The following is a 17,380-nucleotide window of genomic DNA, read 5'->3' as shown; positions in this document are numbered from 1 at the left end:
TTGTCCAGGGCACATCTGTCTTAATTTGCGGAAAAGGAAGGGGAGTACCGCTATGACCGCAAAAAAGAAGTTCAATTTCAAAGCGCCGTTGGAGGTGTTCGCGAAGTCGATCGTCCAGCCGATGATGTATCTCTCGGTTGCCGGCATCCTGCTCATTGTGGGCATCATTCTGACCAACAAGACCATTTGCGCCGTGGTCCCCGTACTGGGCTCCGGTCCGTTCCAGCTTGTGGGCGCCGTTGTCTACCAGTCGCTGATGTTTATCATCAACAACCTCTCGATTCTGTTCTGCGTGGGCATCGCCGGCGCCATGGCAAAGAAGAACAAGGGCCATGCTTCGCTGATCGCCCTGATGTCGTTCTTCCTGTTCCTGCAGGCCAATAACATCGTGCTCAACGCCACCGGCTCTCTTGCCGATGCGAGCGGCATGCTCGGCCTTACCGGAACCGGCCAGGCCACCGTTATGGGCATCCAGGTGCTCGATACCGGCGTGTTCGGCGGCATCATTCTCGGTTGCATCACCGGCGCCGTGTTCAACAAGTACTCGAACAAGCAGTTCCCCATTGCCCTTTCGATGTTCTCGGGCGTTCGCTTTCCGTTCCTGATCATGATCATCATCTCCTGGATCATGGGCGCTGGCTTCTGCATCGTTTGGCCTCCGGTTCAGGGTGCCATCTCCTCCGTTGCCGGCATCATTAAGGAGTCGGGCAACATCGGTCTGTTTATCTACGGCATGCTCAACAAGCTGCTCGTTCCCACCGGTCTGCACCACCTCATCTACACCCCGTTCCAGTTCTCCGATGTGGGTGGCACCCTTACGCTGGGTGGTCAGGTTATCGCCGGCGCCTATCCCATCCGTGTTGCCGAGATGGCAATGACGGGTCAGCCCTTCTCCGATAGCACCTACTTCAACAGCTACACCTTCAACAATCTGTGGCCCTACATCGGCATCGGCCTCGCCTTTATCGTCACCGCCTACAAGGGGAACAAGGATAAGACCAAGGCCGTTATCATCCCGCTGATCATCACCGCCGTGCTCTCCTGCGTGACCGAGCCCATGGACTTCCTCTTTGTCTTTGCCGCTCCCGTGCTCTTTGTCGTTCACTCGGTTCTTTCCGGCATCTTCCTGGTCCTGCTCAAGGTCCTCTCCGTGCCCGCTTCGACTGCAGGCGGCATCATCAACATCGTGGTCTCCAACCTGGTCCTGGGCGTCGATAAGACCAACTGGCCGGTTATGCTGGTGCTTGGAGTCGTCAACGCCGCGCTGTACTTCTTCCTCTTCACCTTCCTTATCAAGAAGCTCAACCTCCACACGCCTGGCCGCGAGGAGGAGTCCGAGCTCGCCGAGTCCGTTGCCGAGGGCGAGGCCGCCGCGTCTGTCGCAGTGAAGCAGGGCGCCGTTGCCGCGGCTCCCGCAGAGGGCGTCGATGCAGGTATTGCCGACCTGGTCGCAGGTCTTGGCGGCAAGGACAACATCGAGGAGCTCGAGAACTGCTTTACGCGTCTCCGCGTGAACGTTAAGAACCCGGACCTCATCGATGAGGACCTCATCAACCACGTGCCCAACAGCGGCATCAACCGCAACGGCAATAATATCCAGATCATCTTTGGCATGAAGGTCGCCGAGATGCGCGACAAGGTCGAGAACGCAATTGAGAAGGAGCAGTAAACAATGATCATTACTCTGTGTGGTGGCGGATCCACCTTTACCCCTGGCATCGTCAAGTCCATCGCCCTGCGCAAGGACGAGCTCGACGTTGACGAGATTCGTCTGTACGACATCAACGAGGAGCGCCAGCGCAAGATTGGCGTGCTCGTGGACTGGATTTTGCACGAGGACCTCGGCCTGGACATCAAGCTCACGGTGACTACCGACAAAAAGACGGCTTTTACCGATGCGAGCTTCGTGTTTGCCCAGATGCGCGTGGGCGGCTACGCCATGCGCGAGCAGGACGAGAAGATTCCGCTGCGTCACGGCTGCGTGGGTCAGGAGACCTGCGGTTGCGGCGGCCTTGCCTATGGCATGCGCACCATCTTCCCCATGGTCGAGCTGATCGATGACGTTGAGAAGTACGCCAAAAAGGACTACTGGATTCTCAACTACTCCAACCCTGCCGCCATCGTGTCCGAGGGCTGCCGCGTCCTGCGCCCCAACGCTCGTATCATCAACATCTGCGACATGCCGATCGCGATCATCGACGTGGTTTGCGCCGCGCTCGATATCGACAAGAAGGATGTCGAGTACGATTACTTTGGTCTCAACCACTTTGGTTGGTTCACCTCGATCCGCCACAAGGGCGAGGAGGTGCTCCCGCAGCTGCGCGAGTACATCAAGGAGCACGAGATTCTGCTGCCCGATTCGTACCTCAAGGGCATGAGCTCGCTGATGTCCAAGAAGCCCGAGGAGGCCACCGACGAGCACCCCGAGCAGAACCGCCACACCAAGGGCAGCTGGTACTACGTCTGGAAGGGCGAGTACGAGATCATGGAGTGCTTCCCGGAGTACCTGCCCAACACGTACCTGAACTACTACCTGCAGCAGAAGGAGTTCGTCGAGCATTCCAACCCCGAGCGCACCCGTGCTAACGAGGTTGAGGAGACGCGTGAGAAGAACCTCTTCGACGGCATCGACCACTACGAGAAGACGGGCGAGATCGACGAGAGCACGTTCTATGCGGGCAGCCACGGCGACTGGATTGCCGATCTGGCTATCGCTCTGAAGAACGACACCAAGCAGCGCTTCCTGGTCATTTGCGAGAACAAGGGCGCTATCCCCAACATGCCCTACGACGCTATGGTCGAGCTGCCTGCCTACATTGGCAAGAATGGCCCCGAGGTCATCAGCCGCGACAACATTCCTCTGTTCCAGCAGGGCCTCATGATGCAGCAGCTGAACTCCGAGAAGCTCGTGGTCGAGGCCACGATCGAGGGTTCGTACGAGAAGGCGCTCAAGGCCTTTACGCTCAACAAGACCGTGCCGTCGATGAAGGTCGCCAAGGAGGTTCTCGACGACATGATCGAGGCCAACAAGGACTTCTGGCCCGAGCTTAAGTAAAAGCAACAGGGTCGCTGACCGCATACCTGGAGCAATGCCCCGTCCACGTGATTGCGTGGGCGGGGCATTGTCATTTGGTAACGCGTTTTATCAAATATGGCATTTATCTGCGGAAATGTTCGTTTTCACCGCTAAGGACGACGTTTCATACCGCCTGCCGAACCGTGTCGCTGCCAAACAATTTTATAGGTCAGTGTTGTGCGTGTAGCAACTTCGCCCGGCCTCGCCTCCGGGCTGCCATGTGAGAGGGGATCTTATGGCTCGACTGCACGTAATGGAACGCAGCCACGCTCAGGCCGTCATGGACGACCTGCACGATGCGCTTGGACGTCGTCTGGCGGTGAGTTCGCTCGCCCCGTGCCCCGTTGAGTTTACGGCGGCGCTCGTCAACCTGTGTTCGACGCAGAGCTGCGGCAAGTGCACGCCCTGCCGCGTGGGCCTGAGCGCGCTGAGCGATCTGCTCGCCGATGTGCTCGAGGGCCGCGCCGACGAGTCCACGCTCAACTTGATTGAGCGCACTGCCCGCACCATCTATCTTTCGAGCGACTGCGCCATCGGTTACGAGGCCGGCGCCATGGCGCTCACGGCTATCCGTGGCTTCCGCGACGATTTTGAGCACCACATTCGCGAGCACTCCTGCGGCTTTGACCGCGAGGCGCGCGTCCCGTGCGTCTCGGGCTGCCCGGCGCATGTCGACATCCCTGGGTACATCTCGCTGGTCGAGGCCGGCCGCTATGCCGACGCCGTCAAAGTCATCCGCAAAAACAACCCGCTGCCGCTCGTCTGCGGCCTGGTATGCGAGCACCCCTGCGAGATGCACTGCCGTCGCGGCATGGTCGACGACCCCATGAACATCCTCGCTCTCAAGCGTTTTGCCGTTGAGCACAGCGACCTCAACGACCACAAGCCCCATGTAGTGGACAACACCGGCAAGCGCGTCGCCGTGATCGGCGGCGGCCCGGCCGGCCTTTCTTGCGCCTATTATCTGGCCGTGATGGGCCACAAGGTGACGATTTTTGAGCAGCGTCACCACCTGGGCGGCATGCTGCGCTACGGCATTCCCAGCTATCGTCTGCCGCGTGAGCGCCTGCAGGCCGAGATCGACTGGATCTTGAGCGCCGGCATCGACGTGGAACTCGACCACGCCGTGAACGGCGAGGAACTTGCCCGCCTGCGCGATGAGTTCGATGCCGTCTACCTGGCCATTGGCGCCCACAGCGACAAGAAGCTCGGCCTTCCGGGCGAAGAGGCGCTCGGCGTGGAGTCGGCCGTCAAGATGCTGCGCGCCATCGGCGACGACGAGCTGCCCGACCTGAGCGGCCAACGCGTGTGCGTCATCGGCGGCGGCAATGTGGCCATGGACGTGGCGCGCTCTGCCGTGCGTTGCGGTGCCGAAAAGGTGAGTATCGTCTACCGCCGTCGCATCTGCGACATGACGGCCCAGGACGCCGAGATCGCCGGCGCCCAGGCCGAGGGCTGCGAGGTGCTGGAGTTGACCGCCCCGCTCGCTATCGAGACGGGCGAGGAAGGTCGCGTGAGTGGCCTGCGCGTGCAGCCGCAGATCATCGGCGAGCCCCGTCGTGGGCGTCCGGCCCCGCGTGCCGCCGCCACGCCCGAGCGCGTCATTCCCTGCGAGCGCGTGTTTGTGGCCATTGGCCAGGACATCGATTCCAAGCCGTTTGAGGACATGGGTATCGCCTGCAAGTGGGGTCGCGTCGTCACCGATTCGGACGGCGCCGTGCCCAACTTCGATGGCCTCTTTAGCGGCGGCGACTGCCAGACCGGCCCCGCCACGGTCATCCGTGCCATCAACGCCGGCCGCGTTGCTTCGGCAAATATCGACCGCTACCTGGGCTTTGACCACAAGATCAAGCTCGACGTTGAGCTGCCGACCGTGCAGTTTAAGGGTAAGCACGAGTGCGGCCGCTGCGAGCTGGGCGAGCGCGAGGCGGGCGAGCGCATCCACGATTGGAATCTGGTCGAGCAGGGCCTTACCGAGCAGGAGGCACGCCAGGAGGCAAGCCGCTGCCTGCGTTGCGACCACTTTGGCTTTGGCGCGTTCCGCGGAGGGAGGAACCTGGAATGGTAGAACCCAACAAAACCACCGTCAGCGACAACAGCGAAAACGGAGCGCACAATATGGTCAAGCTCATTATCGATAACTGCGAAGTCGTGGTGCCCGAGCACACCACGATCCTGGACGCGGCCAAGTCCGTTGGCATCCAGATTCCCACCCTGTGCTACCTGCGCGATCTAAACGAGATCGGCGGTTGCCGCGTGTGCGTGGTCGAGGTTGCAGGCTGCGACCAGCTGGTTGCCGCCTGCAACAACTATGTGCTCGACGGCATGGTGGTCCACACCAACAGTCCCAAGGCCCGCGAGGCCCGTCGCACCAACGTGCAGCTGCTGCTGTCCCAGCACGATTCGCAGTGCACGAGCTGCGTGCGCAGTGGCAACTGCAACTTGCAGACCATCGCCAACGACCTGGGTATCTTCTATCTGCCGTACGAGCAGCACCTGGCGCGCGAGGGCTGGGACTTCGATTTCCCCATCATCCGCGATAACGACAAGTGCATCAAATGCATGCGCTGCATCAAGGTGTGCGAGAGCGTGCAGGGCTTAGGGATTTGGGACCTGACCAACCGCGCCACGCACACCGCCGTGGGCACCCGCGGGCGTGCGCCGATCGGCAAGACCGATTGCGCCGCATGCGGTCAGTGCATCACGCATTGCCCGACGGGCGCGCTGCGCGAGCGTGACGACACCGAGACCGTGTTCGACGCTCTCGCCGATCCCGACAGGATCGTGCTGGTGCAGATCGCGCCGGCCGTGCGTAGCGCTTGGGGCGAGGAGCTCGGCATTCCGCGCGAGGAGGCCACCGTCGAGCGCCTGGCCTGCGCACTGCGCCGTGTGGGCTTTGAGTACGTGTTCGATACTGATTTCTCGGCCGACCTCACCATTATGGAGGAGGGCTCCGAGCTGCTCGAGCGCCTGGGTAAGGCCGCCAAGGGCGAGGGCGACAGCCGCGGCTGGCCCATGTTCACGAGCTGCTGCCCGGGCTGGGTGCGCTTTGTGAAGGCGCGCTATCCGGAGTTTGTTGACAGCCTGTCCACGTCCAAGTCGCCGCAGCAGATGTTCGGCGCTATTGCCAAGACCTACTACGCCAAGGTGCTGGGCGTGGAGCCCGAGCGTCTGTTCGTGGTGTCCGTGATGCCGTGCACGGCCAAGAAGGCCGAGTGTGCGCTGCCGAGCATGATGGGCGAGGGCGGCGCGCCCGACGTGGACGTTGCGCTGACGGTGCGCGAGATGGTGCGCATGATCCGCGCGAGCCACGTGAGCGTCGACACGCTGGTCGAGGAGCCGCTCGATACGCCGCTGGGCTTTGGCACGGGCGCGGGCGTGATTTTTGGCGCCACGGGCGGCGTGATGGAGGCCGCCGTGCGCTCGGCATATTACCTGGTGACGGGCAAGAACCCGGATGCCGATTTCTTTACCGACGTGCGCGGACTCGATGGCTGGAAGGAGGCCGTGGCCGATATCGATGGCACCAAGGTGCGCGTCGCCGTGGCACACGGGCTGGGAAACGCTGCCCGTCTGCTCGACGCGATTCGCGACGGCCGCGTGAGTTATGACTTCGTTGAGGTTATGGCATGCCCGGGCGGCTGCGTCGGTGGCGGCGGTCAGCCCATCCATGACGGCTGTGAGCTGGCAGCCGAGCGCGGCCAGGTACTGTGGGGCCTCGATGCGAACGCCAAGATTCGCTTCTCGCACGAGAATCCCGATGTCCAGGCGTGCTATCGCGAGTTCTTGGGTGCGCCGCTGTCGCCGCTGGCCGAGGGATTGCTGCATACCGACCATCACGCATGGACGATGCCTAACGAGGGGACGTGCTAGCGATGCGCGCGTTTGATTTTGAAATGTCGCGCCGGGGATTTGCCTCGGCGCTTGCCGCGGGCGCGTTGTCGCTTGCGCTGGTTGGCTGTGGCGGCGGAGCTGCGGGGGCGAGGTCTTCTGCGGGTTCGGCTGCTGGGTCTGCGGCGAGTGGCGCTGCCGCTGAGTCGGTCGAGGTGCGCGTTGCCTCGCTCAAGGGACCGACGTCGATCGGTCTGGTGCGGTTTATGGACCAGGCTGCCGATGGCGAGACGGACAATGAGTTCGACTTTGCGATCAGCGCCGCGGCCGACGAGATTGTGCCCAAGGTCATTCAGAGCGATATCGACATTGCCCTGGTGCCGGCCAACTTGGCGAGCGTGCTCTACAACAAGACCGAGGGTGCGGTGCAGGTCATCGACATCAACACGCTGGGCGTGCTGAACGTTGTGACGGGCGACGCAGGCGTGGCCTCGTTTGGCGATCTGGCGGGTCGTACCGTCTACATGACGGGCAAGGGCACCACGCCGGAGTACGTCATGAACTACCTGCTGGAGCGCGCGGGCCTGACCGGTCAAGTGACGCTCGAGTTTAAGAGCGAGCCCACCGAGGTGCTGTCGGCCCTGCTTGCCGACCCGTCCGCCGTGGGCGTGCTGCCGGAGCCATTCAAGACCGCTGCCATCGCCAAGAGCGAGGGCAGTCTGTCGGTACCGGTGAGCCTGACCGACGCGTGGGACGAGCTCGCGGGTGACACGGGCTCCCGTTTGCTGACGGGCGTGACCGTGGTGCGCCGTGCATTTGCCGAGGAGCATCCCGAGGCCGTGGCGGAGTTCTTGAGCTGCCATGCGGCGAGCGTTGAGGCCGTAAATGCGGCGCCGGCGGACTGGGCTCAGGCCGTGGTCGATGCGGGCATCGTGGATAATGCCACGATTGCCGAAAAGGCGATTCCCGGGTGCATGCTCGTGTGTCAGACGGGGAAAGATATGAAGGCGGCGCTCGGTGGGTACCTACAGGTGCTGGCCGATGCGGACGCGAGCGCCGTGGGCGGTAAGCTCCCGGCTGACGATTTCTACTACATGGAGTAGCCCGTGCGTGCGTTTGCTCGACAAATGACTGAGCGTGCGAAGGCGGTGGCGGCAGTGGGTGCCGTCGCCGCCTTTTGGCTTGCCGTGTGGATCTTTGCGGCGGCGCTGGTGGCGCAGCCGTTGATTTTACCGGGGCCGGGCGCGGTTGCCTTGGCGCTGCTGCGCCTGGTGTGCGATGGCGGTACCTGGGCGATTTTGGCGGGCTCGGGCGCGCGGATACTGGGCGGGCTGGCGCTTGCCGCGGTGTGTGGTGGCGTGCTTGCCGGGATTTCGTCACGGTCGCGGGCGTTTGCGCGCCTGGTGGCTCCGGCGCTGTCGTTTGTAAAGGCGACACCGGTCGCCTGCGTGGTAGTCCTGCTGCTCATTTGGCTGGGATCGGCGCGCGTGAGCATCGCCGCTGTTTTTTTGATGGCGCTGCCGGGCGTGTATTTCTCGCTGGTCGAGGGCTTGGCGCAAGTGAACAAACCGCTGGAGCAGATGTTTCGCCTGCATGGCGTACGGGGTTGGCGCCTGTTTTGCGCCCATACCTGGCGCGAAGTTCTACCGTTTGTGCTTTCGTGCGCGCAGGCAGTGATTGGCATGAGCTGGAAGGCCGGCGTGGCCGCGGAGCTGATCGGCATGGCGGTGGGTACTGTAGGCGAGTGCATCTATCAGGCAAAGCTGCTCATCGAGACAGCTGACCTGTTGGCTTGGACCGTGTTGGTCGTGGCGGCATCGTGGACATGCGAGCGTGTGCTGGTGTGGCTGCTGCGGGCTTCGGGGCCCGTGGCATGGCGTGCGGCGGTACGGTCGCATGGACGCGGCTTGCACGGTCGTGCGGGCGCTGCCGACGTGGCGGAGCTTGCGCTTGCCGTGGGCGATCGCGCGCCCTGGGCGCCGGCGCTGGATGGTCTGGTGCTCAACGTGCCCGCGGGCGGGCGCGCTTGCGTGATGGGCGCCTCGGGTGCTGGCAAAACAACGCTGCTTGCCCTGGCGGCGGGGGAATGCGCACCGTGCTCCATGATGTTCCAGGATGCGCGTCTGGTCGAGGACGCTTCTGCCTTGGATAACGTGCTCGTGTGCGCCGATGCACGCGTGGATGCCTCGAGTGCCGCAGCCCTGTTGCGCCTGCTGGTGCCGGGAATCGACGTGCATGCTTGTACGGCCGAGCTTTCGGGCGGCCAGCGCCGACGCGTCGAAATCGCTCGCGCCCTGCTGTGCCCGGGCGGTGCGGTGATTCTGGACGAGCTCTTTACCGGCCTGGATGTCGCCGCGCGCGATGCGACGGCCGAGGTCGTGCTCGACCTCCTCGATGGCCGCACACTCCTGTTCGCCACACGCGACGCCTCCGACGCTCAGGCCCTCGATATCTCGGACATCATCACGCTCTAAATACTAACTCAGCAACAAAATGATCCGTTTTCCTCCGTCCCCATGGGGTCGGGTGTGGTATTCTATCTGTGGGGTAATACTTAGGAATACCAAGTAATACCAACGCCGCAGAAACAAACTCCGGATGCGGGCCAATCGGGTTGCCTTCACAGCCCGTCGCCCAGCCGCGTGGCCCGCATCTATCCGCACCACCGTCGTTTCAAAAAGGAAGCGCCATGGCAGAACACATGACCCCGGTTGTCGCGAAGGTCTTGCCCGAGGAGAAGGCAGCCTTCGCGGCGGCAACCCAGCTCGTGGGCACCACGCCGTCCAACGCCATCCGCATGTTTATCGCCGCGTTCAATCGTTGCGGCACCTTTCCGTTCGACATCTCGCCCAACGGGGCCTTCGGCAAAGACTGTCCCCAACAACTAGTCGTTGAAGAACGTCCCCAATGACTAGTCGTTGGGGACGTTCTTATATGACTACCCGTCGAGAGGAGGTTGGCATGCTCAATGCGATGATTTGGGCGCTTGCCTGTTTTGGCGTCGTCGCTGCCGATATAGCCCTGAGCGTCGTTTTGTTCTCCGCCCTTGGCGTCGCATCGGTGTTCATGGGTTTTTCAATCGATGACCTCGACATTCAATTGCTTCAGGCCGTCGCGCAGACGGTATCGTTTTTGATGGCGCTGCTGTGGTGGCGTTATCTGTGGCCGCGCTCGTTTATGGTGCGCTGGCAGGGCGAGCGCCCGCTTGGCGGGGGAGCAGGCAAAGCATGGAGGCGCATCGCCTGCGTTATCGTGATCGGCCTTGCCCTGCAGGTGGTCGTTGGCTACGTGACCGACGCCGTGCTGTCGCTGTTGCCCGAGGCGGCGGCCGATTACAGCGAGCTTGTCGAGGAGACGGGCATGGGCGACACGAGCTATCTGGCCGTCCTGACCACGGTGCTCGGCGCTCCGTTTTGCGAGGAACTGCTGGTGCGCGGTATCATTTTTGAGTTTTCGCTCCGAGCGTTTAACCCGCAGTGCCGTCCGCTCTGGAAACGCCGGCGCCGCGCGAACGCGCAAGACGGCGCCATGGTGCCCTGGGCGGCGCCGGACAAGCGAGGCATCGCCGCGGCGATTGTGCTGCAGGCGGCGGTCTTTGGCTTTATGCATATGAACTGGGTGCAGGGCTGCTACGCCGGCGCCGCCGGTCTGGTCTTTGGCTGGGTGCTCGTGACCACCGGAAAGCTCCGCTACACGATTCTGCTGCACTTTGCCTTTAACGCCGGGTCGTACCTCATGGGCCTGCTGTGGTTTGTGAACACGCCGCTCGACGTGATAATCACGGTCGCGATCGCCGGCGTGATCCTGGTGGAGGCAATGCGCTCGCTGCGCCAAGCGTGTGGGATGGACGCAGCGAGTGCACCACTTCGCTAGTTGCGGCGACCGCCTCCGTTGGCACCCTGACGCCCCTGAGCTGCGCGGTTGCGGCCTGCGGTGTTCTGCGCGCGCGACATGCCGCCGTGACCCTTGCTGCCCTTAGGCCCCTTGCCAGCGCCGGCGTCACCGTGCGGCTTGCCGCCCTTCTTGCCGGTGCCATGCCCACCGCCAGCAGACGTCTCGCCCGGGCGCGGCGGTACGGGACGGATCAGGCAATGCTTGGTGTAGCCGATCAGGTCACGACGCCCGGCTTTTTCCAGCGCCTCGCGCACGAGCTTGTAGTTCTCGGGCTTGCGATACTGGATGAGCGCGCGCTGCATGGCCTTCTCGTGCGGGTCGCGCGCTACATAGATCGGCTCCATGGTGCGCGGGTCCACGCCGGTGTAGTACATGCAGGTCGACATGGTGGACGGGGTGGGGTAGAAGTCCTGCACCTGCTCGGGCATGTAGCCCATGTCGCGCACAGCCTCGGCAAGCTCCACCGCTTCCTTCATCGTCGAGCCGGGGTGGCTCGAGATCAGGTACGGAACCACGTACTGCTTGAGTCCGTATTCACGGTTCAAGCGCTCAAATTTGCGACAGAACGCGTCGTAGACGGCGCGGCTCGGCTTGCCCATCACGGAGAGCACCGCGTCGCTCACATGCTCGGGCGCCACGCGTAGCTGGCCCGAGACATGGTGCTCCAGCAGCTCGCGCAAAAACTCGTCCGAGGCATCGGCCATGGTGTAGTCAAAACGGATGCCGCTGCGGACGAAGACCTTCTTGACGCCCGGCAGCTGGCGCAGGTCGCGCAGCAGCTGCGTGTAGCCGCTCTCGTCGACCACCATGTTCTTACACACGCTCGGCCATAGGCAGCGCTTGTTCTTGCACACGCCGTGCTTGAGCTGCTTGTCACAGGCCGGGCGGCTAAAGTTAGCCGTCGGTCCGCCCACGTCGTTGATGTAGCCCTTAAACTCGGGATCGCGCGTGAGCAGCTCGGCCTCGCGCATGATCGAGTCGTGGCTGCGCATCTGCAGTACGCGGCCCTGGTGGAAGGTCAGCGCGCAAAACGAGCACTCACCAAAGCACCCGCGGTTGGAGCTGATTGAAAACTTGATCTCGGCAAAAGCCGGCACGCCGCCCGCTGCGTCGTAATCGGGATGCCAATCGCGTGCGTAGGGGAGTTCGGCCACCTCGTCCATCTCGTCGGTGGTAAGCGTCGCGGACGGCGGGTTCTGCACCACATAGACGCTGTTGGGGTAGGGTTCTACCAGGCGATGCCCGGTGATGGGGTCCATGTTCTGCTGCTGCACGTTAAAGCTGCGCGCGTAGTTGAGCTTATCGGCGGCAAGGTCGTCCCAGCTGGGCAGCAGGTCGTAGTCGTAGACCTCGTCGAGCGAGCTGGTGCGGTAGACGGTGCCGTTGATATAGGTGATCTGATCGATGGGCAGGCCCGCGTCGAGCGCATCGGCGATCTCGACGATCGCGTGCTCGCCCATGCCGTAGATGAGGATGTCGGCGCCCGAATCGAGCAGCACCGAGCGCTTGAGCTTATCCTGCCAGTAGTCGTAGTGGGCCAGGCGGCGCAGACTCGCCTCGATGCCGCCGATGATGATGGGGGCGTCCTTGAACGTCTGGCGGATGAGGTTGCCGTAGACCGTGACGGCACGATTGGGGCGGTGCCCCTCCTCGCCACCGGGGGTATAGGCGTCGGTGTGGCGGCGGTGCTTGGTCACCGAATAGTGGTTGACCATGGAGTCCATGTTGCCGGCACTGACGAGAAAGCCCAGGCGCGGCTCGCCGAGCACCGTGATGCTGGCGGGGTCGGTCCAGTCGGGCTGGCAGATGATGCCCACTTTGTAGCCGTGCGCGTCGAGTACGCGGCTGACGATGGCCATACCAAAGCTAGGGTGGTCCACGTAGGCGTCGCCGCAAATGTAGACAAAGTCGCACTGGTCCCAGCCGCGCGCATCCATGTCGGCGCGGTTGACGGGGAGGAACTTGTCGCGGCCCGGACGCCAGGGGCGTGAGGGCGCTGCCTGGGCATGAGTGGCGTGGCCACCCTGGGCCTTGCCGCCACGCTTTTGCTGCTGGCCGCGCTGGGCATGCTTGCCGTGCTGGTTGTGCTGAGCGTCCTGGGGCTTTTTTGCCACGATTCCTCCCGTTGTTAGTATGCTGCACGTAATTGTAACCAGTCTTTTTGGGACGGGGCTAAAAAGACTGGTGGAGTACATGAGCTGGCGGATCGGCGCGTCGATGCGGGTGCCGTTTGTTTCCAGACTGTGTATCCCCGTGTCGAAGGAGCCGTCTCGCGCGCACGCCATGTTGTCAATGGGTTACAGTATGAACGGCGGCTATGTTTCCGCCAACGCACGAGAGGGTCGTCAACAAGGAGGATGCACGACGATGCAGCGTGCCAAACAGATATCGGAGTCCATCGAACTGGGCATTATCCTGGCGCTCGCCGGCGGCTTTATGGATGTGTATTCGTACATTGGGCGCGACCATGTTTTCGCAAACGCGCAGACGGGCAACATCCTGCTTGTGGGCGTGAGCATCTCGGAGGGCAATTGGGCACTTGCGGGGCGCTACTTCTTCCCTGTGGTGTCGTTTGCCGTGGGCATTATGCTTGCCGACCTGGTACACGAACGGTTTGGCAGCGTGATTCACTGGCGCCAAGTGACGGTGTTCTTTGAAGCCGTCATCTTGCTGGGCGTGAGCTTTATCCCGGGCGGCAATTTCAACCTGCTCGCCAACTGCCTCACCTCGTTTGCCTGCGGCATGCAGGTCGAGAGCTTCCGCAAGATCCACGGTCACGGCATCGCTACGACCATGTGCATCGGCAACTTGCGCAACGCCCTGCAAAACGTGGACGATTACATCATCACCCACAAGCGCGGCTTTTTGGAAAACGGCCTGCTGTACTTTGGCGTGATCTTCACCTTTGTGTTTGGCGCCGTGCTGGGCAACTGGTGCATCGAGCGCATGGGGCTGCACGCCATTGCGGTGGCGAGCATGCTGCTGTTTATCGCGTTTGCCATCATGTTTATCGATCGCGAACGCGACTTGCACAGGAAATGGGCCCGCATCGTAGCTGACTGGCAGACCACGAGTCTTAAGCGCTAAGGTGCATGTTCGTAACAACATTCAGGAGCCAGAAAAACTATCTAGCTCCTGAATGTTGTTACGAACTGCTTTTTGCGATTTATTCGAGATGCTCTTCAATCCGAGCCCTAAGAAGGGCAATGGCTGTAGGTATTCCAATTGCGGCGGCTAATTCGGCTTTATCCAAAACCTGTATGCTAAAGCACGATTGTTTATCACATTGAAGGACGATAACTGAAGATAGCTTCACTTCCTGTTGGCTGAATATATCGTAATCTCCAAATAGGAAGTTACCTTTTATTGCGTAATTCGGTATGTTCGTTACGCACTTCATCTCAAGTCTGTTTAGACCATAATCGAACACCGCAACTTCCTTGTGTTCGATGATGAGCGCAACCCTGGGCATGTTGCTAAAGCCACCGTCGACGACAGTGAAGAGTTTTTCATTCGCATCGTCATAAACGGTATATTTAAGACTCGATAGCTGTCCTAGTGGACCCGTGAACCCATGTCTTTTGATGTTGAGGTTGTCTCCCGCTGGGTTGATGAGAGCCAGAGTATGCGGATAAGGATTACCTTCAATTGAGATTCGATATTCGTTTGTAGCCGTCTTGCTCGATTTAGGACCAGTAGCCATCACGCGTCATCGCCTCGATCGAATTGGAACCGTCTTCTACTTCGTGCGGAGAATTGCGCTGTACGTTGCGGCACATGCAGCTGCAATAACCGCATGGGCAATTTCTAACAAAATGAATGACGCTATTTGCTGCATGCATTTTGTTTACTATAAAGTATCCTTTTATAAACGTATTGTCAAACATATATTGCTAAAACAGAAACAATTTATAGACTGAGTTGGTCGTATTCTTTGGGCGATTGCTCCTATAATCTAGCCTTCGCTGCTGTCGGGAGGGAAGGACTGGGGCTCCGTTATTATGTTGAAACGCTTTAACACTTTTGACGTTCTCACGCGTTTTTTGTTTCAAAAGCGTTAGGATGGAACTTGCAGCGCGGGGCGTAATGGGTGCCCCGCACACGATGGGAGGCTATCAATGGCTAATCGTTTCGTTCTCAACACCATTTCTTATCATGGTTCCGGCGCCATCAAGGAGATCCCCGGCGAGCTCCAGCGTCGCGGCTACAAGAAGATCTTCGTCTGCTCCGACCCCGATCTGGTCAAGTTTGGCGTTACCGCTAAGGTGACCGACGAGCTCGACGCCGCCGGTATTGCTTGGAGCCTCTACTCCGAGATCAAGCCCAACCCCACTATCCAGAACGTCAAGGACGGCGTCGAGGCTTTCAAGGCCGCCGAGGCTGACGCTATCGTGACCATCGGTGGCGGCTCCTCCATGGATACCGCCAAGGCCATCGGCATCATCATCAACAACCCCGAGTTCGCCGATGTCCGCAGCCTCGAGGGTGTTGCTCCCACTAAGAACCACGCCGTGTTCACCATCGCTGTGCCGACGACCGCCGGTACCGCCGCCGAGGTGACCATCAACTACGTCATCACCGACCCCGAGAAGGTCCGCAAGTTCGTGTGCGTCGACACCAACGACGCCCCCGAGGTCGCCGTCGTCGACCCCGATATGATGGCTTCCATGCCCGCCGGCCTGACCGCCTCTACCGGCATGGACGCTCTGACCCACGCCATCGAGGGCTACACCACCAAGGGCGCTTGGGAGCTCTCCGACATGTTCCACTTTGAGGCTATTAAGCTGATCAGCGAGAACCTGCGTGACTCCGTCGCCGAGGCCAAGTCCGGCCAGCCCGGCTCCGGCCGCGAGGGCATGGCCCTTGGCCAGTATGTCGCCGGCATGGGCTTCTCCAACGTTGGCCTGGGCATCGACCATGCCATGGCTCACACCCTGTCCGCTCACTACGACACCCCGCACGGCGTCGCTTGCGCCATGCTGCTGCCGATTGCCATGGAGTTCAACAAGCCGGTTTGCGCTGAGCGCCTGGCCAAGGTTGCCGTTGCCATGGGTGTTGACACCACGGGCATGAGTACCGACGAGGCTGCCGACGCCGCTATCGCCGCCGTCAAGCAGCTCTCCGCCGACGTGAACATCCCGCATGTCTGCGAGGCCATGAAGGCCGACGAGATCGAGGTCCTGGCCAAGGACGCCATGGCTGACGCCTGCTTCCCGGGCAACCCGCGCGAGGCGACGCTCGACGACGTCATCGAGCTCTTCAAGAAGATCTGCCCGGCTGCCTAACCTGGTTCGGCGGGCCCCGCCCGTTAGCCCCAGAATCGTCCTCGGACATGTCGGAGGCCCCGCTGCGCACTACGTGCGGCGGGGCCTCCTTCTGTCCTGCGGAAAGATTCTGGGGCTAACGGGCGGGGCCCGCCGGCTCGTTGTCGTGGCGGGCGCTGTTCGGAAGAGCTCGATGGGTCATCTCGCTGGGTAAATATTTGTGCGTGATGGTATCGTTGTTGGGGCTTTTACTGATTACGGGATGTTGACTTTGGAGTTGTGGATGGTGTCCCAAATGGATTCTACGCTTGGTTTTATTACTGACCAGCTTAAGGCGCTGACTTCTATTGCCTCGCCTACGGGCTTTACTCGTGCGGCGACTGATTATCTGATGGAAACCCTGCGCGATATGGGCTTTGAGCCCGAGCGCTCCAATAAGGGCAATGTGCTGGTTGAGCTCGGCGGCGAGGGTGAGCCGCTCGTGTTGGCGAGCCATGTCGACACGCTTGGCGCCATGGTGCGATCCATTAAGGACAATGGCCGCCTGCGTCCGACGACGCTCGGTGGGCACCAGTGGTCCACGGCCGATGGCGAGAACTGCACCGTCTACACGCGTGGCGGCAAGGTCTACACAGGCGTGGTCCTCAATACCGAGCCTTCGGCGCATGTGGCCGATGAGCCGGTCAAGGCCATCGAGAAGAACATGGAGATCCTGCTCGACGAGAACGTTGACAGCAAGGACGATGTGCTCGAGCTGGGTATTCAGACTGGCGACATCATCGCTATGGATCCGCGCACCATGGTGACGGAGAGCGGCTACATTAAGAGTCGCTTCCTTGACGACAAGCTGTCGGCGTCGATTCTGCTGGGTTTGGCCCGCGCCGTTGCTGGCGGCGAGGTGACGCTTTCGCGCAAGGTATCGCTGCTCTTTACGGTGTACGAGGAGGTCGGCCACGGCGGTGCCTTCGTGCCGGCCGACACGCGCGAGATGATCAGCGTGGACATGGGCTGCGTGGGCGACGACCTTGGCTGCACCGAGCGCATGGTTTCGATTTGCGCCAAGGATTCGGGTGGTCCGTACAACTACGACCTGGTAACCACGCTGTCCAACATCGCGCGCGAGCTGGAGCTCGATTACGCCATCGATGTGTACCCGCACTACGGCTCCGACGTCGAGGCCACGCTCTCGGCCGGCTATGACATTCGCCATGGTCTGATCGGCCCCGGCGTGTACGCGAGCCACAACTACGAGCGCAGCCACATCGACGGTGTGCGCAACACCTACGAGCTCGTTCGCGCCTACGTCCAGCGCTAG

At 61.5% G+C, this 17,380-nt stretch carries 13 protein-coding genes; 11 read left to right on the top strand and 2 right to left on the bottom strand.

Translation table 11 applies throughout. The annotated features are described in order from the left end of the window. The first annotated feature begins 52 nt into the window (after positions 1-52). The 8 genes from ACGHEN_RS07650 to ACGHEN_RS07615 all read left to right on the top strand — a co-directional run bounded on the left by ACGHEN_RS07650 (position 53) and on the right by ACGHEN_RS07615 (position 10,780). Positions 53-1,669 carry a PTS transporter subunit EIIC gene (locus tag ACGHEN_RS07650; RefSeq protein WP_390398607.1) on the top strand — a complete coding sequence of 539 codons (1,617 nt, stop codon included), beginning with the start codon at positions 53-55 and terminating at the stop codon, positions 1,667-1,669. Between the two features lie 3 nt (positions 1,670-1,672). Beyond that, positions 1,673-3,055 carry a 6-phospho-alpha-glucosidase gene (locus tag ACGHEN_RS07645; RefSeq protein ID WP_390398604.1) on the top strand — a complete coding sequence of 461 codons (1,383 nt, stop codon included), beginning with the start codon at positions 1,673-1,675 and terminating at the stop codon, positions 3,053-3,055. A gap of 256 nt (positions 3,056-3,311) precedes the next feature. Next, entirely contained in the window at positions 3,312-5,144 is a 1,833-nt protein-coding gene (locus ACGHEN_RS07640; protein ID WP_117757914.1) for an NAD(P)-binding protein, read from the top strand. A 50-nt stretch (positions 5,145-5,194) separates the two neighbouring features. Beyond that, complete coding sequence (locus ACGHEN_RS07635) at positions 5,195-6,949, top strand: [FeFe] hydrogenase, group A (protein ID WP_187361854.1); 1,755 nt, start codon at positions 5,195-5,197, stop codon at positions 6,947-6,949. Between the two features lie 2 nt (positions 6,950-6,951). Next, entirely contained in the window at positions 6,952-8,010 is a 1,059-nt protein-coding gene (locus ACGHEN_RS07630; RefSeq protein ID WP_390398601.1) for an ABC transporter substrate-binding protein, read from the top strand. Positions 8,011-8,013: 3 nt separating this feature from the next. Next, positions 8,014-9,381 carry an ATP-binding cassette domain-containing protein gene (locus ACGHEN_RS07625; RefSeq protein ID WP_390398599.1) on the top strand — a complete coding sequence of 456 codons (1,368 nt, stop codon included), beginning with the start codon at positions 8,014-8,016 and terminating at the stop codon, positions 9,379-9,381. Between the two features lie 215 nt (positions 9,382-9,596). Beyond that, positions 9,597-9,818: a type II toxin-antitoxin system RelB/DinJ family antitoxin gene (locus ACGHEN_RS07620; protein WP_117757910.1), complete on the top strand. Its 222-nt coding sequence runs from the start codon at positions 9,597-9,599 to the stop codon at positions 9,816-9,818. Between the two features lie 50 nt (positions 9,819-9,868). Beyond that, the gene (locus tag ACGHEN_RS07615; RefSeq protein WP_390398597.1) at positions 9,869-10,780 is read left to right on the top strand and encodes a CPBP family intramembrane glutamic endopeptidase; all 912 of its coding nucleotides are present in this window, start codon (positions 9,869-9,871) and stop codon (positions 10,778-10,780) included. Here the strand turns inward: ACGHEN_RS07615 and ACGHEN_RS07610 are convergent. After that, a complete protein-coding gene (locus tag ACGHEN_RS07610) occupies positions 10,777-12,915 on the bottom strand; it encodes a YgiQ family radical SAM protein (protein WP_390398594.1) in 2,139 nt (712 codons plus the stop codon). The two genes, ACGHEN_RS07615 and ACGHEN_RS07610, sit on opposite strands and share 4 nt — an antisense overlap. Before the next feature lie 253 nt (positions 12,916-13,168). Here ACGHEN_RS07610 and ACGHEN_RS07605 point away from each other — a divergent pair, with 253 nt between their 5' ends. Next, the gene (locus tag ACGHEN_RS07605) at positions 13,169-13,888 is read left to right on the top strand and encodes a YoaK family protein (RefSeq protein ID WP_117757907.1); all 720 of its coding nucleotides are present in this window, start codon (positions 13,169-13,171) and stop codon (positions 13,886-13,888) included. Between the two features lie 79 nt (positions 13,889-13,967). Here the strand turns inward: ACGHEN_RS07605 and ACGHEN_RS07600 are convergent, their stop codons facing one another. Continuing rightward, entirely contained in the window at positions 13,968-14,504 is a 537-nt protein-coding gene (locus tag ACGHEN_RS07600) for a hypothetical protein (RefSeq protein ID WP_117757906.1), read from the bottom strand. A gap of 415 nt (positions 14,505-14,919) precedes the next feature. Here ACGHEN_RS07600 and fucO point away from each other — a divergent pair, with 415 nt between their 5' ends. Next, positions 14,920-16,086 carry a lactaldehyde reductase gene (gene fucO / locus ACGHEN_RS07595; protein WP_022094861.1) on the top strand — a complete coding sequence of 389 codons (1,167 nt, stop codon included), beginning with the start codon at positions 14,920-14,922 and terminating at the stop codon, positions 16,084-16,086. A 274-nt stretch (positions 16,087-16,360) separates the two neighbouring features. After that, positions 16,361-17,380 carry a M42 family metallopeptidase gene (locus tag ACGHEN_RS07590; protein WP_390398590.1) on the top strand — a complete coding sequence of 340 codons (1,020 nt, stop codon included), beginning with the start codon at positions 16,361-16,363 and terminating at the stop codon, positions 17,378-17,380.

Origin of the sequence: Collinsella sp. i06-0019-1H4, from assembly GCF_042849575.1 — a bacterium.
Classification (GTDB): Bacteria; Actinomycetota; Coriobacteriia; order Coriobacteriales; family Coriobacteriaceae; genus Collinsella.
This window is presented reverse-complemented; position numbering and strand designations above follow the sequence as displayed.

Bases quoted from the DNA above. Each gene is read 5' to 3' on its own strand.
- ACGHEN_RS07650 (WP_390398607.1), top strand. From the start codon at position 53: ATGACCGCAAAAAAGAAGTTCAATTTCAAAGCGCCGTTGGAGGTGTTC.
- ACGHEN_RS07645 (WP_390398604.1), top strand. From the start codon at position 1,673: ATGATCATTACTCTGTGTGGTGGCGGATCCACCTTTACCCCTGGCATC.
- ACGHEN_RS07640 (WP_117757914.1), top strand. From the start codon at position 3,312: ATGGCTCGACTGCACGTAATGGAACGCAGCCACGCTCAGGCCGTCATG.
- ACGHEN_RS07635 (WP_187361854.1), top strand. From the start codon at position 5,195: ATGGTCAAGCTCATTATCGATAACTGCGAAGTCGTGGTGCCCGAGCAC.
- ACGHEN_RS07630 (WP_390398601.1), top strand. From the start codon at position 6,952: ATGCGCGCGTTTGATTTTGAAATGTCGCGCCGGGGATTTGCCTCGGCG.
- ACGHEN_RS07620 (WP_117757910.1), top strand. From the start codon at position 9,597: ATGGCAGAACACATGACCCCGGTTGTCGCGAAGGTCTTGCCCGAGGAG.
- ACGHEN_RS07615 (WP_390398597.1), top strand. From the start codon at position 9,869: ATGCTCAATGCGATGATTTGGGCGCTTGCCTGTTTTGGCGTCGTCGCT.
- ACGHEN_RS07605 (WP_117757907.1), top strand. From the start codon at position 13,169: ATGCAGCGTGCCAAACAGATATCGGAGTCCATCGAACTGGGCATTATC.
- ACGHEN_RS07600 (WP_117757906.1), bottom strand. From the start codon at position 14,504: ATGGCTACTGGTCCTAAATCGAGCAAGACGGCTACAAACGAATATCGA.
- fucO (WP_022094861.1), top strand. From the start codon at position 14,920: ATGGCTAATCGTTTCGTTCTCAACACCATTTCTTATCATGGTTCCGGC.
- ACGHEN_RS07590 (WP_390398590.1), top strand. From the start codon at position 16,361: ATGGATTCTACGCTTGGTTTTATTACTGACCAGCTTAAGGCGCTGACT.